This is a genomic window from Streptomyces sp. NPDC013457 (genome assembly GCF_043089925.1).
In the GTDB taxonomy this organism is placed as follows: domain Bacteria; phylum Actinomycetota; class Actinomycetes; order Streptomycetales; family Streptomycetaceae; genus Streptomyces.
The window spans coordinates 68,484-94,603 of sequence record NZ_JBICBL010000007.1; the positions used below are offsets into that span (position 1 = coordinate 68,484).

Annotated in this window: 26 protein-coding genes and 1 pseudogene; 17 read left to right on the forward strand and 10 right to left on the reverse strand. The window is 72.7% G+C overall.

Annotation, left to right across the window (positions count from 1 at the left end; genetic code table 11):
• Positions 1–170: 170 nt before the first annotated feature.
• The 4 genes from ACF1G2_RS19795 to ACF1G2_RS19810 all read left to right on the forward strand — a co-directional run bounded on the left by ACF1G2_RS19795 (position 171) and on the right by ACF1G2_RS19810 (position 3,910).
• Positions 171–959, forward strand: coding sequence for a DUF1684 domain-containing protein (locus tag ACF1G2_RS19795; RefSeq protein WP_391799516.1), 789 nt, complete (start codon positions 171–173; stop codon positions 957–959).
• Between the two features lie 210 nt (positions 960–1,169).
• Entirely contained in the window at positions 1,170–2,024 is an 855-nt protein-coding gene (locus ACF1G2_RS19800) for a S1 family peptidase (protein ID WP_391799517.1), read from the forward strand.
• 173 nt (positions 2,025–2,197) lie between these two features.
• Positions 2,198–3,088, forward strand: a complete 891-nt coding sequence (locus ACF1G2_RS19805) for a S1 family peptidase (RefSeq protein WP_391799518.1) — start codon at positions 2,198–2,200, stop codon at positions 3,086–3,088.
• A 117-nt stretch (positions 3,089–3,205) separates the two neighbouring features.
• The gene (locus ACF1G2_RS19810; RefSeq protein WP_391799519.1) at positions 3,206–3,910 is read left to right on the forward strand and encodes a hypothetical protein; all 705 of its coding nucleotides are present in this window, start codon (positions 3,206–3,208) and stop codon (positions 3,908–3,910) included.
• On the opposite strand, the gene ACF1G2_RS19815 is transcribed toward ACF1G2_RS19810, so the two are convergent.
• The 3 genes from ACF1G2_RS19815 to ACF1G2_RS19825 all read right to left on the reverse strand — a co-directional run bounded on the left by ACF1G2_RS19815 (position 3,889) and on the right by ACF1G2_RS19825 (position 6,991).
• Positions 3,889–4,770 (reverse strand): alpha/beta fold hydrolase, encoded by an 882-nt coding sequence (locus ACF1G2_RS19815; protein WP_391799520.1) that lies wholly within the window; start codon positions 4,768–4,770, stop codon positions 3,889–3,891. The genes ACF1G2_RS19810 and ACF1G2_RS19815 overlap by 22 nt on opposite strands.
• Before the next feature lie 66 nt (positions 4,771–4,836).
• Positions 4,837–5,787 carry a GNAT family N-acetyltransferase gene (locus ACF1G2_RS19820; protein WP_391799521.1) on the reverse strand — a complete coding sequence of 317 codons (951 nt, stop codon included), beginning with the start codon at positions 5,785–5,787 and terminating at the stop codon, positions 4,837–4,839.
• A 157-nt stretch (positions 5,788–5,944) separates the two neighbouring features.
• Positions 5,945–6,991 carry a DUF3533 domain-containing protein gene (locus tag ACF1G2_RS19825; RefSeq protein ID WP_391799522.1) on the reverse strand — a complete coding sequence of 349 codons (1,047 nt, stop codon included), beginning with the start codon at positions 6,989–6,991 and terminating at the stop codon, positions 5,945–5,947.
• A 150-nt stretch (positions 6,992–7,141) separates the two neighbouring features.
• Here ACF1G2_RS19825 and ACF1G2_RS19830 point away from each other — a divergent pair.
• From ACF1G2_RS19830 to ACF1G2_RS19845, 4 genes and pseudogenes are all read left to right on the forward strand, one after another.
• Positions 7,142–7,355 (forward strand): annotated as a pseudogene (locus ACF1G2_RS19830) (PHP domain-containing protein); the annotation flags it as partial.
• Positions 7,356–8,293: 938 nt separating this feature from the next.
• Positions 8,294–11,671 carry a DNA polymerase III subunit alpha gene (locus ACF1G2_RS19835; protein WP_391799838.1) on the forward strand — a complete coding sequence of 1,126 codons (3,378 nt, stop codon included), beginning with the start codon at positions 8,294–8,296 and terminating at the stop codon, positions 11,669–11,671.
• Complete coding sequence (locus ACF1G2_RS19840; protein WP_391799523.1) at positions 11,668–12,627, forward strand: hypothetical protein; 960 nt, start codon at positions 11,668–11,670, stop codon at positions 12,625–12,627. Before ACF1G2_RS19835 ends, ACF1G2_RS19840 begins: the two co-directional genes overlap by 4 nt.
• Before the next feature lie 209 nt (positions 12,628–12,836).
• Entirely contained in the window at positions 12,837–13,700 is an 864-nt protein-coding gene (locus ACF1G2_RS19845) for an esterase/lipase family protein (protein ID WP_391799524.1), read from the forward strand.
• Here ACF1G2_RS19845 and ACF1G2_RS19850 read toward each other — a convergent pair.
• The gene (locus ACF1G2_RS19850; RefSeq protein ID WP_391799525.1) at positions 13,697–14,701 is read right to left on the reverse strand and encodes a lytic polysaccharide monooxygenase; all 1,005 of its coding nucleotides are present in this window, start codon (positions 14,699–14,701) and stop codon (positions 13,697–13,699) included. The two genes, ACF1G2_RS19845 and ACF1G2_RS19850, sit on opposite strands and share 4 nt — an antisense overlap.
• A gap of 329 nt (positions 14,702–15,030) precedes the next feature.
• Between ACF1G2_RS19850 and ACF1G2_RS19855 the strand changes: the two genes are divergently transcribed.
• Positions 15,031–15,951 carry a hypothetical protein gene (locus ACF1G2_RS19855; RefSeq protein WP_391799526.1) on the forward strand — a complete coding sequence of 307 codons (921 nt, stop codon included), beginning with the start codon at positions 15,031–15,033 and terminating at the stop codon, positions 15,949–15,951.
• 79 nt (positions 15,952–16,030) lie between these two features.
• On the opposite strand, the gene ACF1G2_RS19860 is transcribed toward ACF1G2_RS19855, so the two are convergent.
• Positions 16,031–16,348 (reverse strand): ArsR/SmtB family transcription factor, encoded by a 318-nt coding sequence (locus ACF1G2_RS19860; protein ID WP_391799527.1) that lies wholly within the window; start codon positions 16,346–16,348, stop codon positions 16,031–16,033.
• 101 nt (positions 16,349–16,449) lie between these two features.
• On the opposite strand from ACF1G2_RS19860, the gene ACF1G2_RS19865 reads away from it, so the two are divergent.
• Positions 16,450–16,779, forward strand: coding sequence for a putative quinol monooxygenase (locus ACF1G2_RS19865; RefSeq protein ID WP_391799528.1), 330 nt, complete (start codon positions 16,450–16,452; stop codon positions 16,777–16,779).
• 24 nt (positions 16,780–16,803) lie between these two features.
• On the opposite strand, the gene ACF1G2_RS19870 is transcribed toward ACF1G2_RS19865, so the two are convergent.
• Complete coding sequence (locus ACF1G2_RS19870) at positions 16,804–17,673, reverse strand: GyrI-like domain-containing protein (protein WP_391799529.1); 870 nt, start codon at positions 17,671–17,673, stop codon at positions 16,804–16,806.
• Positions 17,674–17,818: 145 nt separating this feature from the next.
• Between ACF1G2_RS19870 and ACF1G2_RS19875 the strand changes: the two genes are divergently transcribed.
• On the forward strand, positions 17,819–18,229 hold the full coding sequence (locus ACF1G2_RS19875) for a hypothetical protein (RefSeq protein WP_391799530.1): 411 nt from the start codon (positions 17,819–17,821) through the stop codon (positions 18,227–18,229).
• A gap of 22 nt (positions 18,230–18,251) precedes the next feature.
• Here ACF1G2_RS19875 and ACF1G2_RS19880 read toward each other — a convergent pair whose 3' ends face one another.
• Positions 18,252–18,923, reverse strand: coding sequence for a response regulator (locus ACF1G2_RS19880; protein WP_391799531.1), 672 nt, complete (start codon positions 18,921–18,923; stop codon positions 18,252–18,254).
• 121 nt (positions 18,924–19,044) lie between these two features.
• Here ACF1G2_RS19880 and ACF1G2_RS19885 point away from each other — a divergent pair, with 121 nt between their 5' ends.
• From ACF1G2_RS19885 to ACF1G2_RS19905, 5 genes are all read left to right on the forward strand, one after another.
• Positions 19,045–20,028 carry a Bug family tripartite tricarboxylate transporter substrate binding protein gene (locus tag ACF1G2_RS19885; protein WP_391799532.1) on the forward strand — a complete coding sequence of 328 codons (984 nt, stop codon included), beginning with the start codon at positions 19,045–19,047 and terminating at the stop codon, positions 20,026–20,028.
• Entirely contained in the window at positions 20,025–20,546 is a 522-nt protein-coding gene (locus ACF1G2_RS19890; RefSeq protein ID WP_391799533.1) for a tripartite tricarboxylate transporter TctB family protein, read from the forward strand. The genes ACF1G2_RS19885 and ACF1G2_RS19890 overlap by 4 nt, the downstream gene beginning before the upstream one ends.
• Before the next feature lie 2 nt (positions 20,547–20,548).
• Positions 20,549–22,045, forward strand: a complete 1,497-nt coding sequence (locus ACF1G2_RS19895) for a tripartite tricarboxylate transporter permease (RefSeq protein WP_391799534.1) — start codon at positions 20,549–20,551, stop codon at positions 22,043–22,045.
• Positions 22,042–22,500, forward strand: a complete 459-nt coding sequence (locus tag ACF1G2_RS19900; RefSeq protein WP_391799535.1) for a GNAT family N-acetyltransferase — start codon at positions 22,042–22,044, stop codon at positions 22,498–22,500. The genes ACF1G2_RS19895 and ACF1G2_RS19900 overlap by 4 nt, the downstream gene beginning before the upstream one ends.
• Positions 22,501–22,574: 74 nt before the next feature.
• The gene (locus ACF1G2_RS19905; RefSeq protein WP_391799536.1) at positions 22,575–22,985 is read left to right on the forward strand and encodes a DUF6299 family protein; all 411 of its coding nucleotides are present in this window, start codon (positions 22,575–22,577) and stop codon (positions 22,983–22,985) included.
• On the opposite strand, the gene ACF1G2_RS19910 is transcribed toward ACF1G2_RS19905, so the two are convergent.
• Together ACF1G2_RS19910 and ACF1G2_RS19915 are read right to left on the reverse strand one after the other, a co-directional pair.
• On the reverse strand, positions 22,972–23,463 hold the full coding sequence (locus tag ACF1G2_RS19910) for a DUF402 domain-containing protein (protein ID WP_391799537.1): 492 nt from the start codon (positions 23,461–23,463) through the stop codon (positions 22,972–22,974). The genes ACF1G2_RS19905 and ACF1G2_RS19910 overlap by 14 nt on opposite strands.
• Positions 23,444–24,364, reverse strand: a complete 921-nt coding sequence (locus ACF1G2_RS19915) for a GNAT family N-acetyltransferase (RefSeq protein ID WP_391799538.1) — start codon at positions 24,362–24,364, stop codon at positions 23,444–23,446. Before ACF1G2_RS19915 ends, ACF1G2_RS19910 begins: the two co-directional genes overlap by 20 nt.
• Positions 24,365–24,437: 73 nt before the next feature.
• Between ACF1G2_RS19915 and ACF1G2_RS19920 the strand changes: the two genes are divergently transcribed.
• Positions 24,438–24,812, forward strand: a complete 375-nt coding sequence (locus tag ACF1G2_RS19920; RefSeq protein ID WP_352189921.1) for a GntR family transcriptional regulator — start codon at positions 24,438–24,440, stop codon at positions 24,810–24,812.
• Positions 24,813–24,944: 132 nt separating this feature from the next.
• On the opposite strand, the gene ACF1G2_RS19925 is transcribed toward ACF1G2_RS19920, so the two are convergent.
• Positions 24,945–26,105, reverse strand: coding sequence for a DUF5925 domain-containing protein (locus tag ACF1G2_RS19925; RefSeq protein WP_391799539.1), 1,161 nt, complete (start codon positions 26,103–26,105; stop codon positions 24,945–24,947).
• Between the last annotated feature and the right edge of the window lie 15 nt (positions 26,106–26,120).

Here is a 26,120-nt window from a genome sequence, read left to right on the forward strand (position 1 = left end):
CGACAGCCTCTCCCTCCGGCAGAACGACGCCACCGCGCGGGCCGCGCCGGCGCTCCTGCGCGACCTGTGAACGCCCGGCGCCCTGCCCCCGCGTGGCCCCGTGCGGCCCGCGTGGCCCCTGCGGGCGTCGCGTCCGGGCTTCCCGACCCCGTATGGAAGGGTTGAACACCATGAGCACGGATCCCCAGCAGGACTGGCAGCACTGGCACGAGCAGCGCACCGCGGCGGTCTCCTCGTCGTACGGGCCGCTCTCCCTCACCGGCACGTACTGGCTCTCCGACTACCCGGAGGGTCGAATTCCGGCCGTTCCCGGGCGGTGGCTGGACGACGGCGACGAGGTGGTCCTCACGGCCGGCGCCGAGGACGCGGTCACCGTCGACGGAAAGCCGCTGATCGGCAGCGTCCGGCTGACCGCCGACCACGCCCCGATCCACGAGTCCCGGGCGGAGTCCGCCGGCCGGCGGCTCGTCGTCCTGCGTCGCGAAGGGCTCTGGGCGGTACGGGACTTCGATCCCGAGTCGGCGGGGCGCCGCGCCTTCCGGGGTATCGAGGCCACGCCGTACGACGAGCGCTGGGCGGTGCCCGGCACCTTCCGCGCGTACGAGGAGTCCCGCAACGTCCGGGTCGAGAACGCCGACGGGAAGGAGCGGGGACTCGGCCTCGCCGGCGAGCTCTCCTTCGAGCTCCGTGGCGTCGAGCACACCCTCCAGGTCGCCGTGGAGGACGACGGCACGCTGTGGGCGGTCTTCGCCGATGCCACCAGCGGCCGCGACAGCTACCGGTTCCGCTTCCTGCGTCCCACCGCTCCCGCCGCGGACGGCTCGGTGACGGTCGACTTCAACCGCGCGCTGCTGCCGCCGTGCGCCTTCGCGGACCATTTCATCTGCCCCTTCCCGCCCCCGGGGAACACCCTCGACACCGGCGTGCCGGCCGGGGAGCGGCGGCTCGTCGAGGCCTGACCCGGTCTTTCCTCCGCTCGGCGGCCGCGGGACGCGCCCCGCGGCCGCACCGGAGGCGGGCACGCTTCGGTCCGTGGTCTTGTGCGCGCGGGCGCCGTGGGACACCATCTCAGCCGTGCGTGTCAGGGACACATCATCCCGCTCATCACGCATGGGCCGTACCCCCAGGCCCCTCCGCTTTTCCCACAAGGAGAGTTCGTGAGGAGACCCGTGAGAATCAAGCCCACCCGAGTGCTCGCCGTCGCGGCCGGACTGGCGGCCGCCACCGCACTCGCCCTGCCCGGCGCCCACGCGGCGCCCGCTCCCGGCCCCGCGGGAGCCGCCCAGCTCGCCCGTGCGGACGCGGCCGTACTCAAGGCCGATGTCGGCGGTACGGCGTGGTACGTCGACCGGGCCGCCGGCCGGGTCGTCGTCACCGCCGACTCCACCGTCTCCGACGCCGAGATCGCCACCATCCGTCGGACCGCAGGCGCCGACGCCGGAGCCCTCGCGGTGCAGCGCACGCCCGGCGTCTTCAAGCCGCTGCTCGGACCGGGCGACGCCATCTACGGCAGCGGTTACCGTTGCTCGCTCGGCTTCAACGTGCGCAGTGGCAGCACGTACTACTTCCTCACCGCCGGGCGCTGCGGCAACGTCGTCAAGACCTGGTACGCCAACTCGGCCCAGTCCACCCTGATCGGCCCCACCACCGGGTCCAGCTTCCCCGGCAACGACTACGCCCTGGTCCGCTACGACAACACATCGCTCGCCCACCCCGGCGGTTACACCGCCGCCGACGCCTATGTCGGCGAGTCCGTCAGGCGCTCCGGCTCCACGACCGGCACGCGGAGCGGCACCGTCACCGGCCTCGACGCCACCGTCCACTACTCCGGCGGCGGCACGGTGCGCGGCATGATCCAGACCAACGTCTGCGCCGAGCCGGGGGACTCCGGCGGCGCGCTCTACGACGGCACCAAGGCCCTCGGAATCACCTCCGGCGGCAGCGGCAACTGCTCGAGCGGCGGCACGACCTTCTACCAGCCGGTGCCCGAAGCCCTCGCCAAGTACCGCGTCAGTCTCTACTGAGCTGCCGTCACATCAACGTCACAGCGGGATAGTTGAGCGTCGTACGGCCGAAAGGCGCCCTTGCGGCGTCCGGTCGGGCGGCCGAGACTCGCCCACAGCGCCGGCCCCTGGCCGCGCCTCACGGGTCCGACCCCCCACGGCGGACCCCCGATTCCCCTCTGGAGGAACGAGAAGTGAGGACCAAGCGCACCACCCCCACGAGATCCGTCCGTCTGCTCGCCGTCGCCACCGGACTCGCCGCCGCGGCCGCCGTCGCGATCCCCACCGCGAGCGCCGACACCGCCCGGACCTTCAGCGCGTCGCAGCTCTCCGCCGCGGGCGACGCCGTACTGGCCGCCGACGTGGCGGGCACCGCCTGGCACGTCGACCAGGCCACGAACACCCTCGTCGTCACCGCCGACTCCACCGTGTCGAAGGCGGAGATAGCCGAGATCAAGCGCCAGGCCGGCGCCAACGCCGGGGCGCTCCGCATCGAGCGGACCCCCGGGAAGTTCAACAAGCTGATCTCCGGCGGCGACGCGATCTATGCGTCCAGCTGGCGCTGCTCCCTGGGCTTCAACGTCCGTGACAGCGCGGGCAACTACTACTTCCTGACCGCCGGGCACTGCACCGACGGCGCGGGCTCCTGGTACTCCAACTCCGGCCGCACGACCGTCCTCGGCTCCACCTCGGGATCCAGCTTCCCGACGAACGACTACGGCATCGTCCGGTACACCAACAGCAGCGTCACCAAGTCCGGCACGGTCGGCAGCGTGGACATCACCAGCGCCGCGAACGCCACGGTCGGCATGTCCGTGACCCGTCGGGGTTCCACCACCGGCACCCACAGCGGCTCCGTCACCGGCCTCAACGCCACCGTCAACTACGGCGGCGGAGACATCGTCTACGGCATGATCCGCACCAACGTCTGCGCCGAACCCGGCGACTCGGGCGGCCCGCTCTACTCCGGCAGCCGCGCCATCGGCCTCACCTCGGGCGGCAGCGGCAACTGCTCCTCGGGCGGCACGACCTTCTTCCAGCCGGTCACCGAGGCGCTGAACGCGTACGGGGTCAACGTGTTCTAGGCCGAAACGACCTAGGCGGAGACCCGCCTTCCGTAGCACCATGATCCCATCGGGCGCCGGGCCCCGGCCGTGACACGGCCGGGGCCCGGCGCGGGGACTCGTGGTGGGGGAGAGCGCGTGACCGTCCAGCCCGGTGGGCCGATACCCGGCGACGCCCAGCGCAGGGTCCGGCGCAGCCGCCTGCTCTACACGGCCCCGATCGTGCTGCTCTGCCTGCTCACCGCCGTCCTGGGCTGGGAGATCGTCCGCGCCAACATGACGGAGGAGGCCAGGACCGACTGGCCGTGGCGGCTGCAGCTCCTCGACATGGAGCCGCTCGGCAGCCTCCTCGCGGTCGCGGCGGCCGCCGTCCTCGCGCGGGCCCAGTACGCCCGTACCGTACGGCCCTACCTGGGCTGGCGGAGCGACTGGACGACGGGCACGCTGCGCGGGAACGCCGCCGAGTGGCGGACCGGCGTCTACAACGGCGGCCAGTACACGGCGGTGGTCGAGAGGTACGACTGCAGAGTCGTGCTCGCGGGGGAGACCGACCCTTCCTCGACCCCGTGGACGGACGTTCCCGGGGCGGTGGCGACCCTGACGGCGGCCGGTCTCGTCGCGGGCGAGGACTTCCAGATCCCCACCTTCGGGACGTTCCCGCTGGTGGGCACCGGGACCTACGAGACCGTTCTGATGGGCGCGTTCTCCCGCCGCTTCGTCGACGAGGTCGACGCCCTCCACATGCGCATGCGGGTCGTGGACACGGTCGGCGACAGCCATGAGCGGGTCATGAACTGCCTCAAGGGCGCCCGTTCCGCCGGCTATCTGCCGCCGCCCTCCTGAGTCCGGATCCACTCGAGCACGGCCGGCAGCGCGTACTGGGCGGCGAAGTGACCGGCGTCCGGCTCCAGGGCGAGCGTGGCTCCGGGGATCCGTCCGGCCAGCCAGCGGGTGTGGGCGGGCGGGGAGAAGGCGTCGTCGAGTCCGTGCCAGAGCAGCGCGGGGACGGCGACGGCGGAGACGTCGAAACCCCAGGGGCGGGTGAAGGCGAGGCAGTCGTCGGTCCAGCCGTGGTGCGAGGCGCCGAGGGCCTCGCGGTAGGTGCGCAGCAGCACGGCGCGTACGGCGGGATCGGAGACGATCGGCAGGTCGTGGTCGGAGAGCTCGGCCCGCAGGTCCTCGACGAGACGCTCGGGGTCACGCCGGATGTCCGCCGCCCGGGCGGCGAGGTCCGCGTCGAGCAGCTCGGGCGACTCGGTCGCAAGGCCGTACTCGCGGACGTTGAACGGGGTCATGCCGGCGAACCAGTCGAGCCCCGCCGCGTCCGGCGGGGCGATGCCCACCAGCGCCGCGACGGCCCGGACCCGGTCGGGCAGCAGGGCCGCGCAGGCGAGCGCGTGCGGCCCGCCGCCGGACCGTCCGACCACGGCGAACCGCCCCACCTCCAGCGCGTCGGCGACGGCCGCCGCGTCCCTGGCCGCGTCGGCGACCCACCGCCCGGGGAGCCGGTCCGAACCCCCGTACCCGGGACGGTCGTAGGCGAAGAACCGGAAGCCGGGGCAGCGGTCGGCGAGATCGGGCAGCGCGGTGCCGAGCCGGCTGCCGGGTGTGCCGTGCAGAAGCAGTACGGGAGTCCCCGAGGGGTTTCCCCATTCCTCGGCCAGCAGCAGGCGGCCGTCGTCGGTGCGCACATGCTTTCCCATGGCCGGACAGCCTAGGGCGCGTCGGGGGCGCAGTCGTAGGGCGTGCCGTACGCGCCGACTTAGGGATCAGAGGGCGCGGGCGAACTCCAGCCGGTCGGCGAAGTTCACGTATCCGGCCCGCTCGAAGGCCTTGGCCATGGCCACGTTCGCGGCGTCGCAGTCCCCTCGGATCTCCGTGGCGCCGGCGGCGACCAGCACCCGCGTGCCCCGGATCACGACGGAGGTGGCGTACCCCTTGCCGCGGTGTGCGGGGGCGACGCCCACGAAGCCGATCACCGGAACGCCGGGGTTCTCGGCCGGCAGGCTGATCACGGCGACGGTGCCGTCGGCGTCGTAACCGAGCTCCCACCACTCGGGCTCGTGCTTCAGCTCGGCCGTCTCCTCGAAGAGCAGCTCGGCCGCGCGCCGTGCGCCGTGCTGCCGTACGTCGTCGGCGAGCCGGGCGTCCGCGGTGTCCGCGAGCAGCTCGGCGAGGACGGCGACGAAGGGCTCGGGGCCGAGCTCGGCGAGCGAGCGGAAGGTCAGGCGGGGGTCGTCGGCGGGCAGCCCACCGGTCTCGCCGGAGGCGGCAGGGGTCCGGAAGCCGAACCGCCGGCCGTCGCGGATCACTGCGAAGCCGGAGCCGCGCAGCAGCTGACCCCGGCGCTCCGGGTTCCGCTGGAACTGCGGTGCCTGGGCGGGGGAGTCGACGACGTGCTCCAGCTTCTTCGCGCCCAGCTCCCCGGCCTTCGCGGCCGCCGCGCCGAGCAGCGCGGACGCGGTCTCCGGGGAGTGCTCCGGCGCCTCGAACAGGACGACGGCGAGCGGGACGTCGTGGCCCGGTATGGTCCACAGCACCACGCTGCCGGTGAGCCGTCCGTCGTCCTCCACGGCGACCAGGCACCACTCGGGCCGGGTGCACGCGCTGTCGAGGAGCTGCGTGAGGTAGGTGCGGGTGGCGGCGTTGCGCTCGGGGTCGCCGGGGTGTTCGACCAGGGCGGGAAGTTCATCGGGACGGGCCGGGCGCACGAAGGTCACGGAGAGCCTTGTCGGTTCGGGGACGGTCGAAGGTGCCCCGCGAACGTAGCGGTCCGCCGGCCGGTGGGCCAGGGATTTCCGGTGCGGGCCGGGCGGGTCGGGCGGGTCGGGTGAGCCGGACGGGCCCGGCGGATCGGGCGGGTCGGGTGAGCCGGGCTCAGGCGGCGGCGCCGCCCGCGGCGCCGAGTTCCTCTGGGGTCGGCTCGGTCCCGGGCCTGCGCTTCAGCGAGGACATCACCAGCGTGATCGCGCTGCCGACGACGGCCCAGGCGGAGAGCACCAGGAGCGAGACGGTGACGTCGTTGCCCTTGAAGTACGCGATCGAGCGCGCCACCCAGGTGCCGGCGCCCGGCGGCAGGGCGGGGCCGATGGCCTTCCAGAACGGTGGCAGCATCGGCAGCGGGAAGGCGCCTCCGGCGCTCGGGTTGCCCGCGACCACGATCAGCAGGATCGCCAGCCCGACGCCGACGATGCCGAAGAGCGACTGCAGGGCGAGCGTGGCGGCGCCGACCGCGAAGACGACGAGGGCGCCCAGGCCCCACAGGGCCGCGACGCTGCCCGGCAGGGCGCCCAGGATCGGGCCGACGATGACCGCGCCGCCCAGGCCGCCGAGGATCGCGTAGAGCGCGAGGGTCCCGAGCCGGATGAAGGCGCGCTGGAGGTTCGCGGGCCGTGCGCCCGCGCTGATGGCGAGGACCGCGGCGCAGATGTAGCCGCCGACGCACCAGCCGACGACGAGGTAGAAGGCGGAGAGGCCGTCGAAGTCCTCCGGGGAGGCGGGGGCGACGTCGACGGTTCGTACGGTGCGCTGGTTGAGCCCCTCGATCCGGGTGAAGAGCGACTCCAGGGCGGAGGCGAGCACGGTGCCGCCGCCGGAGGCGACGAGCAGGGTGTCGGTGTTCCTGGCCGGGTTCACCAGGAGGGCGCCGTCGATCTCCCGGTTCAAGATCTGGTCCCGGGCCTCGGCCTCGTCCGTGACGGTCCGGGGATCGAGCGGTTCGCCGGGGAGCTTCTCCAGCTGCCCCACGAGCTGGGCGGAGACCTGTGGGGGTGCGACCACGCCGAAGGGGACGTCCTTCGGCTTCGGGTCGTGGAGCGCCCCGACGTACGAGGCGATGAACAGCAGCTGGAGGGCGAAGACGCCGACGACGAGCAGGGCGGTTCGGGGGGTGACGGCACTCTTCAGTTCATCGACGAAGCTCATGCCCCCACGCTCAGGGGAGAGGGGTGTCTGTGCAGGTGGGACGGGGCTGAACGGATGAGGTGCGCGGCGTATCGTACGGACGTTCGAAATGGTCTATGGTGAGGAAGTGGGGGGTGGGAACGTACGTGCGAATTGATGTGGGAGGTGTGCATGCCGGGGTTCACGCATCTGCACACCGCATCGGGCTTCTCCCTGCGGTACGGCGCGTCGCACCCTGAGCGGCTGGCGGAGCGGGCGGCGGAGCGGGGTATGGACGCGCTCGCCCTCACGGACCGCGACACGGTCGCGGGCGTGATCCGTTTCGCGAAGGCCTGCGAGGCGGCGGGCGTGCGTCCGCTCTTCGGCGTGGACCTGTCGATCGCCCCGCCCGCCTTGCCCGAGACGGGCGACAGCGGCGCGAGCCGGCGTGTGTACGCCGTGAACGGCTTCGGGCGGGGGGTGTCGGGGCGCGGCGGTGCGGGTGCGGGTGCGTCCGGTACGGGGCCGGGCGGGTCCGGCACCGCCCATCCGGCCGGGCCGCCCCTGCCGGGGGCCGGCCCGGGCTCCGCCCAGGCCGCCGCCACCGATACGGGCCTCCCGGGCGCCGTGCCGTCCGGCGTGGGTGCCGAGGCCCTTGACGCTTCCGCCCCGGCAGGGGCGTCCCGCCCCACCGACGGTTCCCACCCGGCCGGCGCCGCGTCCGGACCGGTGTCCGGCTCCGGTGCGGCGGCCGGTGCCGCGGCCGACCGGCCGGTCTACGGCCCTGTGGCCGGCTCCGGTGCCGTGCCGGGACCGGCGGTCGGTTCCGGGACTGGATCCGGACCTGCGGTCGGACCGCTGTCCGGACCTGCGGTCGGATCCGCGCGTGGCCTCGGTGCCGCGCCTGGGCCGACGGCCGGTTCCGGCGCTGCGGCCGGGCAGGTGTCTGGGCAGGTCTCCGGGTCTGCGTCCGGTTCCGGTTCCGGTGCTGCGCCTGGGCCGGCGGCCGCTTTCGGGCCTGAGTCCGGCTCCCGGGGCGTGTCCGGGCCTGTGGTCGGTTCCGGTGTCGCGTCCCGACCCGTGGCCGGCTCCGGTGTCGCGTCTGGACCTGCGGTCGGTTCCGGTGCCGTGGCCGGACCGGGGTTCGGTGCCGCGTCCGGCTCCCGGGGCGTGTCCGGACCTGCGGTCGGTTCCGGTGCCGCGTCCCGACCCGTGGTCGGTCCCGGTGTCGCGTCTGGACCGGCGGTCGGTTCCGGTGCCGCGGCCGGGCCTGCGGTCGGTTCCGGTGCCGCGGCCGGACCTGCCGTCGGACCGGGGTCCGGTGCCGCGTCCGGCTCCCGAGGCGTGTCCGGGCCTGTGGTCGGTTCCGGTGCTGCGGCCGGACCCGCGCTCGCGGCCGGGGCCGTGGTCGGTTCCGGTGTCGCGGCCGGGACTGCGTCCGGTTCCCGTGTCGCGTCCGGGCGTTCCGGTGTCGGTGATCCGGCCCGTGGGGGCGGTACCCGTGGGGGTGGTGGGTGGCCCGGGCGGGGGGAGGTTTCTGCGCGGCGCGTGCCCGTGCGGGGCGGGGCCTTCGTCGAGGAGTCCGCCTCGCGGGCTGTTTTCCTCGCCCGGTCCCGCGCCGGTTGGGCCGCGATCTGCCGCATGGTCAGCGCCGCGCACGCCCGCGAGACCGGTGGCCCCCTGCTGGCCTGGGACGACAACCACGGCGACGGCCTCGTCGTCCTGCTCGGGCCCGCCTCCGACGTCGGGCAGGCGCTCGCCGCCGGGCGTCCCGACCGGGCCGCCCGGCTCCTCGTGCCCTGGCGTGAGCGATACGGCGACGCCCTCCGTCTGGAGGCCGTCCACCACGGCCGTGCCGGCACCGGGCCCGGCTCGCTGCGGCTCGCCGCCCGTACCGTCGGCTTCGCCGCCGAGCACGGCGTCCGCCCCGTCCTCGGCAACGCCGTCCGCTACGCCGACCCCGGCCAGGGCCCCGTCGCCGACGTCCTCGACTCGGCCCGCCGCCTCGTCCCCGTCGACCCCCGCAAGGAACTCGACAGCGGCGAGGCCTGGCTCAAGGGCGGCGACGGCATGCTGGCCGCCGCCGAGCGGATCGTCGAGGCCGCGGGCTTCCGCCGGGACACCGCGTACCGGCTGCTCGACCAGACCCAGGCGGTCGCCGCCGACTGCCTGGTCGACCCCCAGGACGACCTCGGCATGGGCTCCGCCCACTTCCCCGAGCCGTCCCTCGTCGGCGCCGAACGCCGCACCGCCCAGCGCGTGCTGGCCTCCCGGGCCGCCGCGGGCATGGTGCTGCGCGGGTACGAACGGCGCCGCGACTACTGGGACCGGATGCACCGCGAGCTCGACATCATCGCCCATCACCACTTCGCCACGTACTTCCTGACGGTCGCTCAGGTAGTTGACGACGTGAAGAGGATGGGGATCCGGGTCGCCGCCCGCGGCTCCGGCGCCGGCTCCCTCGTCAACCACCTCCTCGGCATCGCCCACGCCGACCCCGTCGAGCACGGCCTGCTCATGGAGCGCTTCCTCTCCAAGAACCGCACCGCGCTGCCCGACATCGACATCGACGTGGAGTCCGCCCGCCGCCTGGAGGTCTACCGCGCGATCATCGACCGCTTCGGCACCGAGCGGGTCGCCACCGTCTCCATGCCCGAGACCTACCGCGTCCGCCACGCCGTACGGGACGTCGGCGCCGCCCTGTCCATGGACCCGGCCGAGATCGACCGGATCGCCAAGGCGTTCCCGCACATCCGAGCCCGGGACGCCCGCGCCGCCCTCGACGAACTGCCCGAGCTGCGCGAACTGGCCCAGGAGAAGGAGAGGTTCGGAAAGCTCTGGGAGCTGGTCGAGGCCCTCGACGGCCTGCCCCGCGGGATCGCCATGCACCCGTGCGGGGTCCTGCTCTCGGACGCCTCGCTGCTCACCCGTACCCCCGTCGTGCCCACCAGCGGCGAGGGATTCCCCATGTCCCAGTTCGACAAGGAGGACGTGGAGGACCTCGGACTGCTCAAGCTCGACGTCCTCGGGGTGCGGATGCAGTCCGCCATGGCGCACGCCGTCGCCGAGGTGGAGCGGGCCACCGGCACCCGGCCGGACATCGACGCGATCCCGCCCGCCGACCCCGCGACGTACCGGCTCATCCAGTCCACCGAGACCCTCGGCTGCTTCCAGATCGAGTCGCCCGGCCAGCGCGATCTGGTCGGCCGGCTCCAGCCCAGCACCTTCCACGACCTCGTCGTCGACATCTCGCTCTTCCGGCCGGGTCCGGTCGCCGCCGACATGGTCCGCCCGTTCATCGAGGCCCGCCACGGCCGGGCGCCCGTCCGCTACCCGCACCCGGATCTGGAGGACGCGCTGAAGGAGACGTACGGCGTCGTCGTCTTCCACGAGCAGATCATCGAGATCGTACGGATCATGACCGGCTGCGGGCGGGGCGAGGCGGACCAGGCGCGGCGCGGGCTCTCGCACCCCGAGTCGCAGGGCCGGATCAAGGTCTGGTTCGCGCAGCGGGCGGAGGAGCGCGGGTACGGCCCCGAGGTCGTCGCCCGCACCTGGGAGATCGTGGAGGCCTTCGGCTCGTACGGCTTCTGCAAGGCGCACGCCGTCGCCTTCGCCGTACCCACGTACCAGTCGGCCTGGCTCAAGGCGCACCACCCGGCGGCCTTCTACGCCGGGCTGCTCACGCACGACCCGGGGATGTACCCGAAGCGGCTGCTGCTCGCGGACGCCCGGCGGCGCGGGGTGCCGGTGCTGCCGCTGGACGTGAACCGGTCCGCGGCCGCTCATCGAATCGAACTGGTGTCCGGTAATGCGCCGGAGCGGTGGGGGCTGCGGCTCGCCCTCGCGGACGTGCACGGCATCAGCGAGGCCGAGAGCGCGCGGATCGAGGCCGGACAGCCCTACGCCTCGCTGCTCGACTTCTGGGAGCGGGCCCGTCCCCGTAAACCGGTGGCCGAACGGCTCGCCCAGGTCGGCGCGTTGGACGCCTTCGGCGCCAACCGCCGCGATCTGCTGCTGCATGTGACCGAGCTCCACCGCACCCAGCGCGGAGCCGCCTCCTACGGCGGTCAACTCCCCCTCGCCCAGGGCCGGAAGACCGCACCCATCGGCCTGCCCGACCTCGACGAGTCGGAGCGGCTCAGTGCCGAACTCGGGGTCCTCGGCATGGACGCCTCGCGCCACCTCATGGCCGACCACCACGCCTTCCTGCGCGAACTCGGCGTGGTCTCCGCCAAGCGGCTGCGTGAGGCCCGGCACGGAGAGACGGTCCTGGTCGCGGGTGCCAAGGCGGCCACCCAGACCCCGCCGATCCGTTCCGGCAAGCGGGTCATCTTCTCCACGCTCGACGACGGCACCGGCCTGGTCGACCTCGCCTTCTTCGACGACTCCCACGAGGCCTGTGCCCACACCGTCTTCCACTCCTGGCTGCTGCTCGTCCGGGGCGTGGTGCAGCGGCGCGGCCCCCGCAGCCTCAGCGTGGTCGGTTCCGCGGCCTGGAACCTCGCCGAACTGGTGGAGGTGCGTGCCTCCGGCGGCCTGGAGGCGGTGGCGGGACGGCTCGCCGAACAGCCCGAACGCACGGGCGGAACCGACGACGGACGCCGGATCACGATGGAGACCGGATACGAGATGAACCCCTGGGCGGACCTGAAACCGGCCGGCGAAGGGGTTCCCAGTGGAAGGAAGCTGTGGCACCGGAGTCCGGGGAGCGCGGGATGATCCTCTGTGTACGGTTCGGGCTCGATGCCCAGGGGGAGGCGATGCTTCCCCGGCTGGTCGGGCTGGTCGGCGAGTTCACCCCGGTCGTCGAGGCCTGCCCGCCCGACACCCTGCTCGCCGACGTCCGCGGCGCGTTGCGCTACTTCGGCTGGACCCCGACGGAACTCGCCTCGGTGGTGCGGGTCAGAGCGCTCGCCCTGTACGGCGTGGACTGCGTCATCGGGGTCGGGCCGAACCCGATGCTGGCCCGGATGGCGGCCCGCGAGGCGCGCCCCGGTGTCACCCGGGTCGTCGAGGATCCGTCCGTCTTCCTCCGGGACCGCCCGGTCGCCGCGCTCGACGGGGTCGGCCGCACCACCGCCCGTACCCTCTGCTCGTACGGACTCGACTCCGTCGGCCGGGTCGCGGACGCGCCGCTCGCCGTGCTCCAGCGGCTCGTCGGCGCGAAGGCCGGACGTGCACTCGCCGAGCGGGCCCGGGGGATCGACATGTCCGTGGTCGTACCGAACGCGGCCTCCCGGTCACTCGCGGCCGAACGCACCTTTCCATACGACGAGTTGGACCCGACGGCCCAGCGCAGGGCACTGCTCTCGCTCACCGAGGAGCTGGGTGCCCGGATGCGCTCGGAGCGGCAGGTGTGCCGCTCCCTGGCGGTGACCGTGCGGTACGCGGACCGGTCCACCACCACCCGTACGCGCACGCTGGCCGAACCGACCGCGCACTCGGCGGCGCTGGCCGCCCTCGTGTACACGATCCACGGCTCCTTCGGTCTCCAGCGAGCCCGGGTGCGGGGGATCGCGCTGCGCGCGGAGGGGCTCGCGCCCGCGGAGGGGGCCGCGCGGCAGCTGACCTTCGACCCGGCGGACGAGAAGGCGCGACGGCTGGAGGCGGTGGCGGACAGGGCGCGGGCGAAGTTCGGACCCCGTGCGATCGTGCCGGGCTCGCTCGCGGCCTGACGCCGGGTCCGTACGCCCGGTGTGTCCTTCCGTCCTTCGCGTACTCCGTACTGACGAGAAGTCACTTTTTACCGACGCGTAACTTCCCAGCCGAGGCTACCCGTGCGTAGCTTGGCTGGAAGCAGAGCATCCCCACTTGTGGTCCGGGCCGCAGGGCTTACTGCCATCGTTCGTCACAGATTTCCCTTGAGCCGCAAGGAGATCGCACGATGCTGCCCTGGAAACACGCGCTCAGAGCCCTCTCGGTCCTGCTGCTGACCGCCGCCGCGACCCTCGCCCCCACCGCCGCCTCGGCCCAGGCCTCCACCACCTCCAGCAGGGGCTGGAACGACTTCTCCTGCAAGCCCTCGGCCGCCCACCCGCGCCCGGTCGTGCTGGTCCACGGCACGTTCGGGAACTCCATCGACAACTGGCTCGCCCTCGCGCCGTACCTCGTCAACCGAGGCTACTGCGTCTACTCGCTCGACTACGGCCAGCTGCCGAACGTCCCCTTCTTCCACGGCCTCGGCCCCATCGACAAGTCCGCCGAACAGCTCGACGCCTACGTCGACAGGGTTCTCGCGGCGACCGGCGCCGCCGAGGCCGACCTCGTCGGACACTCGCAGGGCGGGATGATGCCGCGGTACTACCTGAAGTTCCTCGGCGGGGCCGGGAAGGTCAACGCGCTCGTCGGGATCGCCCCCGACAACCACGGCACGACCCTCCTCGGCCTCACCAAGCTCCTGCCGTACTTCCCCGGTGTCGAGGACTTCGTCACCGAGAAGACCCCGGGCCTCGCCGACCAGATCGCCGGCTCCCCGTTCATCACCAAGCTGAACGCGGGCGGGGACACGGTCCCGGGCGTCACCTACACCGTCATCGCGACCAAGTACGACGAGGTCGTCACCCCGTACCGCTCGGGATTCCTCGACGGTCCGAACGTCACCAACGTCGTCATCCAGGACAAGTGCGCGCTCGATCTCTCGGAGCACGTGGCGATCGGGACGCTGGACCGGGTCACGTTCCACGAGGTCGAGAACGCCCTCGACCCGGCCCACGCGACCCCGACCACCTGCCTGTCCGTGGTCGGCTAGCGGCGACCGGCGCGGCGGCGCGTCGCACCGAAGAGCACGGCCGCGCCGATCGCCAGGACGGCGGCGCCACCCATCGCCAGGTACGGCGTGGTGGCGTCGCCCCCGGTCTCGGCGAGGCGCTCGCCCGAGTCGGAACCCGCGGCGGCGGGCTGGTTGGGCGCGGCCGGCTCCGTGGCGGCCGGCTCGGCGGTCGCGGACTCGGTGGCCTCGGCCGGCGCGGAGCTCGCGGGCGCGGCGGCCGTCTCCTTCGCCCCGGTCTCGGCATGCTCGTCGCCGTGGCCGCCGTGCTCGACGGAGGACTCGTCCTTCCCGGCCTCGAACTCCTCGTCGGTCGGCGCGGTCGCCGCCGGCGCGGTCGTACCGCCGTCGTCCTTCCCGAACACGACGTCCGAGCAGGTGTAGAACGCCTCGGGGGAGTCGGAGCGCTGCCAGATCGAGTAGATCAGGTGGCGGCCGGACCTGTTCGGGATCGTGCCGTCGAAGACGTAGTCTCCGCTCTCCATCCGCGGGTCGGTGACCGTCGCGAACGGCTTCGCCTCCAGGTCCGACCACTTCAGCGGCTTCGAGGGGTCGTAGCCGTCCTTCGTCACGTACAGCTCGAAGGAACCCCGGTGCGGGGCGGTCCCCTTGTAGCGGAAGGTGTGCTTCCCGGAGGCGAGGGTGCTGGCCGGCCAGTCGGCACGGGCCAGGTCGAGACCGCGGTACTTGTCGTTGCCGGCACTGCACAGCTTGCCGTCCGGGATCAGCTCGCGGTGCTTCCCGGCGGCGTTGGCGATGTTCACTGCGTTCCAGTCGTAGAACGCCTGCGCCCCGCTCGCCGCGACGGCCGCCTTGCAGGCGGCCGACTTCGGGCTCTCCGGCCCCTCCGCGTAACAGGCGGACACCCGGCTCACGGGGTCCGTCATGGACCCGTGCGCGAAGACCGGGCCGGCGGCGAGCCCCGACAGGGCCAGCGCGGCGGTGACGGTCACGGCCGAGGCGGCGGTACGGCGAGAGGTCATGGGGGGACAGCTCCTTCACGAGGGTGGGGCGTGGGGGGACGCTCAGAAAGCTAGCCGCCGGAAACCCCGGAAAAGGCCGTGGAGAGCGGGAGACGCCGATCCTTAGGACGCCTTTAAGGCGGGGGTAAGAGCGGGCTCAGGAAGCACCCGGTGCCCGGCTTCGGGGCGCTGGTCGGAGCAGCCCTTCCGTCCGTGAGCGTCCGTCCGCATCTGAAGGAGCGGGCGTTGTCAGTGCGTCGATCTACGGTGTCGCCATGGCTCCTTCCTCCGTGAGGAGGACTACGAAGCCGCAGAGTGGGAGGGACGCTGTGGGAGACGCGGGCGGGTTCGTGTCCAACGCGAGTGTGCACGCCGAGCTGGACTACGCCGTGCCCGAGGGCCCAGCCGGCTATCGGCGCCTGGTGGAGGACTGGTTCGCCGACGCCGCCCGGACCTTGGGCGGGGATGCGCTGGACCCCTTCGCGAACGGCCTCGATCTCTCGGGCCGTGGAGCGGTGCTCCGGAAGACGGGCGCACGGTACGGCGAGCCCGGGGAGCTGTGGGGCAGTCTGTGGACGGCGAAGATGGCGCGGGGTAATCGCACGCGTTCCGGCCGGGTCTGGTCGCCGAAGGAGTGGGGGGCGTTCCTCGACGGTCTCGAGAAGGAGCCGCTGGAGGTGACGCTCGAACTGGCGCGGCTCGGTAGGGACGGCTATCCCGCGGGCCCGTGGCTGACGGTCACCGCCGAGCGGGACTTCGAGGCTCCCGAGTGGGTGCAGCTCATGGCCAACCGATCGGCCGAGGAGTTCTTCGCCCCGGACCGCTCCGCCGAACTCCAGGGGCGGTGGACGGACTTCCTGCACCGCCGACTGGAATCCGCCGGGCAGACGTGTCTGTTCGGATGCGTCACGGACGACGTCGGCATGACGACGCACCGCACGGCGCTCGAAGAGTGCTTGGGGCTGTTCCAGAACGAGACGATCCCGGAACTCGACACGACCCTGCGCGGCTACGCGTGGACCACGGTGTGCTCTCCCGGTGTCGCGGAGCGTCTCGGCGGCGCGGAGGCGCTGCGTGCCTCAGGGGCGTTCGCGCGGGTCACGGTGCTTGCCGACGGCGGATTGGTGCTGCAGGCGACCGAGGACATGAGGGCGTACACGCCCGACCGGATCGCCCGGGTCTTCCGGCAGCTCCGCCCGGTGTTGCCGCCCGGAAGACCGGTGGGCGGAATCTTCGACACGACTCCCCGGATCGTCTTCGAGGCGCCCTGACCGGACATCATGTCCGGTCAGCAGGAACCGGATGCACGCCCTGCTTCAGTCGGCCGATCCGCACACGATGCCGGTGAGCTCACTCCTCCGGCTCGGCCGCCACGATGCCCAGCAGTCCGGGAAAACACTGCTCGATATCGGCCCGCCGCAGGCTGGCCATCCGGCTGTTGCCCCGGTCGACCTGCCGGATCAATCCGGCCTCGCGCAGTGCGCGGAAGTGGTGCGTGACGGTCGCCTTGGAGACCGGCAGCCCGAAGGAGCTGCACGTCCGCGCCGTGCCGTCGGGTTCGGCTGCCAGCTCACGCACCACGCGGCGGCGCAGCGGATCGGCCAGCGCGGAGAGTACCGGGCCGAGCTCGATCTCCTCGACGCTCGGGTGACCTTCACCGTCGGGCATTCGAAGCATCTCCCTTGAGGTATGAGTTGCATCGTACCTGCCGGATCGGTAGCGTCCGGCAGGTACGAGATTGATTGTACCTATCAGGGAGAGAGCCCCTCATGACCCAGCCGTTCGCACTCGTCGGCACCGCTCGCCCGAAACCCGAACGCGTCGAGGAGCTGAAGCAGCTCCTGCTCTCGTTCGTCGAACCGACCCGGCAGGAGTCCGGCTGCCTGGAGTACCACTTCCACGAAGATCGCGACGACCCCGGTGTGTTCCTCTTCTACGAGGCCTGGCGCTCCCAGGCGGATCTCGACGCCCACCTCGCCCTCCCGCACATGCAGGCCTTCTGGGAGCGGCGCATGGACTACCTGGAGACCGACTTCGACATCCGCTTCCTCGACATGCGCAGCCCCTACCAGGGGGCCGGCGGGGCCGGAGCACACTGAGGCGTTCCCCCCTTCCGGGGTGCGTCACGCCGGTTCGACGGGCAACCACAGCTCGCAGGTCGCGGTCGTGAAGTCGTCCGAGCGCTCGAGGGTGGCGACGATCGAGGGACCCGGGCGCAGCCGCCACGGGTTGGAGGGGAACCAGTCGGTCGCGGTCGCCGCCCACGTCGTCTGCAGGGCCTGCGGGTGCGGTCCGCTGGTACGGAAGACCGCCCACATCCCGTCCGGCACCTCGATGGTGTCGAGGCCGTCCGGGGTCCGGGTGTCCCGCTCCACCGCGACCCCGTGCAGGTACGTCAGTTCGCTGCCCTCCCTCGCGTCGGGGTCGAGCCCGTCGCTGACCTGCAGCAGACCTGCCGGTTCGGTGTCGCCGAGGGCCTTCAGCCGCAGGTGTTCCTCCTGGGGCAGAGCGGCGATGTGCTCCTGGATGTGCGGGTTGACTCCCTCGTGGATGAGCGGGACCCGGGTGGCGTGTCCGACGAGGCGGAACGCGGGTCGGTTGACGAGGCGGGTGTCCATGGGGACGCTCCCTTCGACGGTCAGGCGGAACCTGAGCTGCGGTTGTGTGCGCAAGGGGCCTCCGTCGCGGCGTACATCACCGGGGCCGGCGCCGTGGACCGCCCGGAACGCCCGTCCGAACGCCTCACTCGAGCCGTATCCGTGCCGGACCGCGATGCTCAGCAGATCCCCCTCGCCGCGGACGACGTCGGCGGCGGCGACGGTCATGCGCCGCCGCCGCACGTACTCCGACAGCGGCATGCCGGCCAACGACGAGAACATCCGGCGCAGGTGGTACTCGGTCGTACCGAGTGCCCCCGCCAGCGCCTGGATGTCAGGCTCCTCCGCGAGGTGCTCCTCGACGAGGTCGACGAGCTGGTTGAGTGCCGAGATCACAAGGCCTCCTTTCGACTCCAACCCTGGCAAGGCCCACCCCGGCCCCGCCCGACAGATCCGGACCGATCCGATCATGCGGCCCGGCCCCGTGCGCGCCCCACCGACCCGCGGCTCCCGAGGAGGAGCGCCACGCGATACTCGTTGCATGTGGTTCGAGGAGGCCCGGGAGGCGGAACAGGCCGGGGACTGGGAAAAGGCCGTCGCACTGGTCCGCGCCCGTGCCGAGTGCTACTCCGCCGACCACACCGCGCACGACGCCCATCTGTGGCACATGAGCCTGCTCGTCCGCGCGGAGCGTTTCGCCGAACTGACGGCGCTGGCCTCCACGGACGTTCACGCGCGCCGCGCGCTCAACAGGTCGCTCCACGAGCGGGAGATGGACGGGGCGCTGCGCGACCGTGCCGAATGCGGCGACCGCGACGCCCTGTACCGGCTTGTCGGGATGCTATGCGAGACAGGCCGGGGTGAGGAGGCCTGCCGGGTGGTCGACGTGCTCGGCCCGGAGGACGCGTACGCACTCCGGCTCGTGGCCGGCTCGCGAGGCCCGTCCAGGTGAAGCCCGCCGCGCGTGACCGTGCTCAGCCGCCCAGGCGGCGGTAGCGGCGTTCCGGCCGGCCCGTGCCGCCGTAGCGGAGGGTGACCTCCGCGCGGCCCGTCTCCGCGAAGTACTCCAGGTAGCGGCGCGCGCTGACCCGGGACAGGGAGCCCGCCTCCGCGCACTCGGTCGCCGACAGGCCCTCCGGGTGGGCCCGCAGGATGCCGTCCACCAGCTCCGCGGTGTGGGCGGCGAGGCCCTTCGGGAGTTCGCGCGAGCCCGGCGGGCGGGTGCCGAAGATCTGGTCCACGTCCTCCTGCCGCGCCTCGTCCAGCTCGTCCAGCCGGCTCCGCAGCGAGGCCACGTGCCGCAGCTGCTCCTGGAGCGCCGACTGGTTGAACGGCTTGATCAGATAGTGCAGCGCCCCCGCCCGCAGCGCCGAACGGATCATGCCCGCGTCCCGCGCCGCCGTGATGAACAGGGCGTCGACCGCGAGACCCGCCCCGCGCAGCTCGCGCAGGACCGAGATTCCGTCCATGTCGGGCAGGTAGATGTCGAGCAGGACGAGGTCCGGGCGCAGCCGGTCGGCGAGGCGCAGCGCCTCACCGCCGCTGTGCGCGACCCCGACGACGGAGAAGCCGTCCACGGCCGACACATAACGGCCGTGCAGCTTCGCGACCATGAAGTCGTCGTCCACCACCAGCACCTTCGTCACGCCGACACGCTAGGTCGCGACCACAAGGACCACAACGTCCGTTGATTGCGGAAGAGAGACAGGTTCTTAACGCGCGGGCAACATGTGGGCCACTTCACAAACCTATCGAGAGGCGGCACACGTGCGTCTGCGCACCCCCCTCGCCCTGCTCGGGGCCGCGCTGCTGGTGTTGGTGGGGCCGCCCCTGCTCGCCACCGGCAGCGGCTCCGACACGGGCACCCGGATCCCGGGCCTGCGCTTCATGGTCCCCAACACGCCCGGCGGCGGATACGACATCACCGCCCGCACGGCGGCGAAGAACGCCGAGGACGCCGGTCTCACCACCGGCATCGAGGTCTTCAACCTGCCCGGCGCCGGCGGCACCGTCGGCCTCACCCGGCTCGTCGGCGAGCACGGCAACGGCAGGCTCGCCATGTCCATGGGCCTCGGCGTCGTCGGCGCCGTCCACACCAACAAGACCCCGAAGACCCTCGCCGACACGACCCCGATCGCCCGGCTCACCATGGAGCAGGACATAGTCGTGGTGGGCAAGAACTCCCCGTACAGGACCATCCAGGACCTGCTCACCGCCTGGAGGAAGGACCCCGGCAAGCTGCCCGTGGGCGGTGGCTCCGCGCCCGGCGGGCCCGACCACCTCGCGCCGATGCTGATGGCCAGGGCCGCCGGCATCGCCCCGAAGAGCGTCAACTACATCCCCTTCGACGGCGGCGGCGAGCTCCTCGCCTCCATCCTCGGCGACAAGGTCGCCTTCGGCGTCTCGGGCGTCGGCGAGTACCTCGACCAGATCGAGTCCGGCGAGCTGCGGCTCCTCGCCGTCACCGGCGCGGAGCGGGTCCCCGGCCTGGACGCCCCCACCCTGCGCGAGGCGGGGCTCGACACCGAGTTCATCAACTGGCGCGGCATCGTCGCCCCGCCCGGCCTCTCCGACGCCGAGCGCGACAAGCTCGTCGGCCTGGCGACCGAGCTGCGCGACTCCCCGCAGTGGCGCGAGTCGCTGAGGAAGAACGGGTGGAACGACGCCTTCCTGCCCGGGGAGGAGTTCGGCACCTTCCTCACCGAGGAGAACGCGCAGGTCGCGTCGGTGCTGAAGGAGCTGGGACTGTGACGACGACGACCACCGGCAGACGAGCCTCCTCCTGGCTGCGCGAGCACTCCGAACTCGGCGTCAGCGCCCTCCTCTTCCTCATCGGCGTCCTGGTCCTCACCGACGCCCTCACCATGACCGTCGACATCGCCCAGCGCGGGCCCGTCGGCCCGAAGACCGTCCCCGTCGTCGTCGGCGCCGGTCTGCTCGTCGTCGCCGTCCTCCTCGCGATCGACGTCCTGCGCGGCGGCCGCGGCGAGTCCGAGGGCGGCGAGGACGTCGACCTGTCCGAGCCCGCCGACTGGCGCACGGTCCTGCTCCTCGCCGGGGTCTTCCTCGCCTTCGCCGTCCTCATCGGCCCCGTCGGCTTCCCCGTCTCCGGAGCCCTGCTCTTCTGGGGCGCCGCCTACGCGCTCGGCAGCCGCCACCTCCGGCGCGACCCGCTGATCGCCGCCGGGCTCTCCCTCCTCACCTACGTCGTCTTCGACAGCCTGCTCGGAGTTCCGCTGCCCGGCGGCCCGCTGATGGGAGTGCTCTGACCATGGACTCACTGAACTCCCTGATCGACGGATTCGGTACCGCCCTCACCCCGATGAACCTGCTGTGGGCCGCCATCGGCGTGCTCCTCGGCACCGCCATCGGCGTCCTGCCCGGCATCGGCCCCGCCATGGCCGTCGCCCTGCTGCTCCCGGTGACGTACGGACTGGAACCGACCGGCGCCTTCATCATGTTCGCCGGCATCTACTACGGAGCCATGTTCGGCGGCTCCACCACCTCGATCCTGCTCAACACCCCCGGCGAGAGCGCGGCCGTCGTCGCCGCCCTGGAGGGCAACCCCATGGCCAAGGCGGGACGTGGCGCACAGGCGCTCGCGGCTGCCGCCATAGGCCACTTCACCGGCGGCATGATCGGCACGCTCCTGCTCGTCGCCCTCGCCCCGACCGTCGCCGCGCTCGCCGTCGACATCGGAGCGCCCGACTACTTCGCCATCATGGTCCTCGCGTTCATCGCCGTGACCTCCGTCCTCGGCTCCTCCCGGATCCGCGGCCTCGCCTCGCTCCTCATCGGCCTCACCCTCGGCCTGGTCGGTCTCGACCAGATGACGGGGCAGCAGCGCCTCACCTTCGGATCGCTCCAGCTCGCCGACGGCATCGACGTCGTGATCGTCGCGGTCGGCCTCTTCGCCATCGGCGAGGCACTCTGGGTCGCCGCGCATCTGCGCCGGACGGCGGGGGAGGCCATCCCGGTCGGCCGGCCGTGGCTCGGCAGGGACGACGTGCGGCGCACCTGGAAGTCGTGGCTGCGCGGCCCGGTCATCGGCTTCCCCTTCGGCGCGATCCCGGCCGGCGGCGCCGAGATCCCGACCTTCCTCTCGTACGTCACCGAGAAGCGGTTCTCGAAGCACAAGGACCAGTTCGGCAGGGGCGCCATCGAGGGCGTGGCGGGACCCGAGTCCGCCGCCTCCGCCTCGGCGGCCGGGACGCTCGTCTCGATGCTGACGCTGGGACTGCCGACGACCGCCGTCGCCGCCGTCATGCTCGCCGCTTTCCAGCAGTACGGCATCCAGCCGGGACCGCTGCTCTTCGAGCGCGAACCCGACCTGGTCTGGGGGCTGATCGCCTCGCTCTTCGTCGGCATGGTCCTGCTGCTCGCGCTCAACCTGCCCCTCGCGCCCGTCTGGGCCAAGCTGCTCCGCATCCCGCGCCCCTACCTCTACGCCGGCATCCTCTTCTTCGCCGCCGTCGGCGCGTACGCGGTCGGCGGTGAGGCGCTCGATCTCGTCATCCTGCTGATCGTCGGCCTGATCGGCTTCGGCATGCGGCGCTACGGACTTCCCGTCCTGCCCGCCGTCATCGGCGTCATCCTCGGCCCGGCGGCCGAACAGCAGCTCCGCCGTGCCCTCCAGATCAGCGACGGCTCGCTCACCGGCCTGGTGAACACGCCCTTCTCGGTGGCGGTGTACGCCGTCATCGCCGTCCTCCTGGCCTGGCCGCTGCTGAGGAAGGTGGTCGTCCGCCGTCGTAACGTGTCGGCATGACAGAGATCCGCCGTGCGACGAGCACCGACGTCCCCCGGGTGAAGGCCGTGACCGACACGGCCTATCACCACTACATCGAGCGGATCGGCCTCGTGCCGGGCCCCATGGAGGCGGATCACGCGGCGGACGTCGCCGCCGGGCGGGTGTTCGTGGCGGGCGACCCGGTGGTCGGCCTCGTGGTCCTCAGCGCCGAGGCCGACCACCTGTATCTCGACAACATCGCCGTCCACCCGGACGCCCAGGGCACCGGTCTCGGCCGACGGCTCCTGGCGTTCGTGGAGGACCGCGCCCGCGCACTCGGGCTTCCCGAGGTCCGGCTCCGCACGAACGCGATGATGTGGGAGAACCAGAAGCTTTACGAGCGGTACGGCTACGAGGTCGTCGAGCGGCGACTGGACGGACCGTACGACCGTATTCATTACCGCAAGCGTCTCAACTCGCCCCCGATAGGGTGAGTTTCGGCCACTTCGGGGCTTGATCCGATATCCCTGGCGGGCGATACACCCCCCACCCCGAAGGGATCACCCCCATGCGCATCCGTCTCGCCCTCTCGCTGGGCTCGCTGCTGGTCGCCGCCGCGGCCGGTGCCGCCCACGCGGCCGCCGACGACCTCTCCGTCGACGCGTACGGCACCGTGACCGCCGACGGAACGGTCACCGTCTCCGGCACGTACCGCTGCCTCGACGACAGCGCGGGACCGGTCTTCGTCAGCAGCACGCTGGTCCAGGCGGACCGTTCCGCCGGAATCGGCGGCACCCGCGCCGTCTGCGACGGCCAGGTACGCGACTGGTCCAACACGGCCGTCCTCAAGGAGCCCGGCTACCGGACCGGCGCGGCCCGAGTGAAGGCGACCCTGATGCAGCTCACGCCCTCGGGACCGCTGGGCGTACCCCTGCCCGGCTTCCTGGCCGTGCAGGAGTCGGACGTCATCCTCGGCTGACGCCGAGCAGCCGGACGAGCCCTTCGCGGCCGAGCAGTTCGAGCTCGTCGAGGGCGTCGACGGCGCGGGCCGCCGCCTCCGGGTCGGAGGCGGCGAGGCCGCTCGCCCGGAACTCGTCCTCGTCGAGCCGCAGCACCTCGCTGCCGTCCGCCGACACCCACAGATCCAGGTCCAGGTCCTCGACCACCACCTCCGCCCCCACGACCTCGGCGGGCCGGGTGACGTCGCAGTACCAGCCCTTGAGCGTCCCCTCCGAGGAGCGGACCTCCTTGACCGCGTACCAGCGGTCGCGCCAGTAGTGCTCCACGAACACGTCACCCGGCTCGAACCGTACGAAGCCGAAGTCCCGCACCCCCTCGGCCGCCCACGGGGCGCGGACCGACAGCCGGGTGCCGTCGTCCGAGAGGACCTCGGCGGGGTAGCGGATCTTCGTGCGGCCCGCCTTCACGAGCACGACCTCAACCGAGCGTGCGGGCATGACGTACCTCCGTCGCGCAGATCTCGTACCCGAACCACGTGTTGATCGCCAGCATCGGCCCGTTGCCCGCGTCGTTCCCGGTGAACGCCTCCGTACAACCGGCGGCCCGGGCCCGGTGCAGGGAGTGGTTCTTGGCGAGCTTGGCGAGGCCGCGCCCGCGGAAGGCCGGGTGGGTGCCGGTCATCCCGGAGTGGTACCGTCCCCGGCCGTCGGTCTGGGCGGCGCTGAACGCGGCGGGGCGGCCGTCGACGACCGCGACGGTGGTCAGCTCGGCGTCGAACAGCGGATGGTTCCAGGTGGTCGCCAGCCAGTGCTCGTAGTCCGTCAGCTCGGCGCCGACGTCACCCGGCTCGTCGGCCGTGGTCAGCGCGTCGAGGGTGAACAGCGGACGGGGATCGGCGGCGAACGAGGCGGCACTGCGCAGCTCGACACCGGCCGGCGGCTCGGCGAGCGGCGGCAGCTCGGCGGAGCCGAGGTCGAGGCGGAGGAAGTGCGCGGAACGGCGGGCGGCGTAGCCACGCCGCTCGGCGAAGCCGCGGAACTCCGGTCCGTCCAGCACCCAGCTGAAGGCCGAGGTCGCCCCGCACCGCGCGAGGTGCTCCTCGGCGGCGCGCACGAGCAGCGTGCCGGCGCCGAGCCCCCGCTTCTCCGGGTGGACGTAGATGTTGACCGAGCCGACGCCGGGCTCCGGCGCGTCGTGAACGAGGCCGAGCTGGGCGGTGCCGACGATCTCGCCGCCGATCTCGGCGACGAGCGGCCGGCTGTGCGCGTCGGGATGGGCGTGGGCCCAGTCGAAGGCCACCTGGGCGGCGTTCGTCAGCATGAAGGGGAGAGCGGCGCGCCGGACGCGCGCGAAGTGCTCGGCGTCCTCCGGTCGTACGTCACGGACGATCACAGTCATGGTGCCGCACGGTACGGGCCGATGTGGCGCGGCCGCCTCCCATTTTCCCCCGGGGCGGGGGGAGAATCGGGCCGTGACATTGCGAATCACCGTGGACACGGACTCGTCGACCGCCCCGTACGAACAACTGCGCGCCCAGATCGCGGAGCGCGCCCGCTCCGGCGCGGTGCCGGTCGGCTACAAGCTGCCGACGGTACGCGGCCTGGCGGAGGAGCTGGGCCTCGCGGCGAACACGGTCGCCAAGGCGTACAAGTCGCTGGAGGCGGACGGCGTCATCGAGACCCGGGGCCGGCACGGCACGTTCGTCGCGGCGGCGGGCGACGCGGCGGCCCGCCTGGCGGCGGGCGCGGCGGCGACGTACGCGGGGGAGGCGAGGCGCCTCGGCCTCACCCACGAAGCCGCGTCGGCGGCGGTGGCGGACGCGCTGAGGGCGGCGTACGGAGACTGAGCCGTCCCGGGCGGGGCGTCCGGCAGCGATCGGTCCCGCAGCTCGTCCCGCACGGCGGAGGGCGTACGCACGGCGTGGCGGGCCCTTGCACCGCCCCCGGCGCTCCGGGGCCAGGGCCCGCAGGGGCCCGTCCTACAGGTACAGCCCCGCGTCCGGGATGCGCGGCTCCGGGAGGCCGGGGGCCGAGGTGCCGCGCCGCAGGGCGTACAGCTCCGCCAGAGTCGCGCCGTCGCGGCCCACGCCCTCCTCGCCGCCCAGCCACCCCACCGCCTCGCTCCGGGTCAGCCCGCCGACCTCGATCCGCGCCAGGCAGCGGCCGGGGCGGACCACCGCCGGGTGCAGCCGCTCCAGGTCCTCGTTGGTCGTGACGCCGACGAGGACGTTCCGGCCCTGGCCGAGCAGCCCGTCCGTCAGGTTCAGCAGCCGGGACAGGGCCTGCCCCGCAGTGTGCTTCGCCTCGCCGCGGATCAGCTCGTCGCAGTCCTCCAGGAGCAGCAGCCGCCACCGCCCCTTCGCCGTGCCCTCGTCCTCGCCGATCGCGATGTCCATCAGATAGCCGACGTCGTTGAAGAGGCGCTCCGGGTCCAGGACGCAGTCCACCTGGCACCAGTCCCGCCAGGAGCGGGCGAGGGTGCGCAGCGCCGAGGTCTTCCCGGTGCCGGGCGGCCCGTGGAGCAGCAGCAGCCGGCCCGCGATGTCGTCCGGGGTGACCTTCATCAGCCGGTCCATCGCGTCGGCGACGGGCGCCGTGTAGTTCGGCCGGATCTCCTCCCAGGTCCCGGCGCTGATCTGCCGGGTCGTGCGGTGCGGGCCGCGCCGCGGCGACACGTACCAGAAGCCCATCGTCACGTTCTCGGGCTGCGGTTCGGGCTCGTCCTTCGCCCCGTCCGTCGCCTCCTTGAGGATCCTCTCCGCCAGCTCCGGCGCGGTCGCGGTGACGGTGACGTCCGCGCCGCGGTTCCAGCGGGAGACGAGCAGCGTCCAGCCCTCGCCCTCGGCGAGCAAGGCGGCGCGGTCGTCGTCCTTGGCCGCGCGCACCACCGTCGCCCCGGCGGGAAGGAGCGTCGCGGCGGGCTTCACCCGGTCCAGGGACGTGCTGTGCGAGTGCGGCTGCTCGCCCGTGGCGAAGCGGCCGAGGAAGAGCGCGTCGATGACGTCGGACGGCGAGTCGCTGTCGTCGACGTTGAGTCGGATGGGCAGCGCCCGATGCGGCTCGGACGGCGCGGAACCGTCGGGCGGTAGGGACCCGGGCGGCGTGGAACCCTCGGCTGGCGTGGCAGACATGGCGACCATGATCCGGCAACCGGG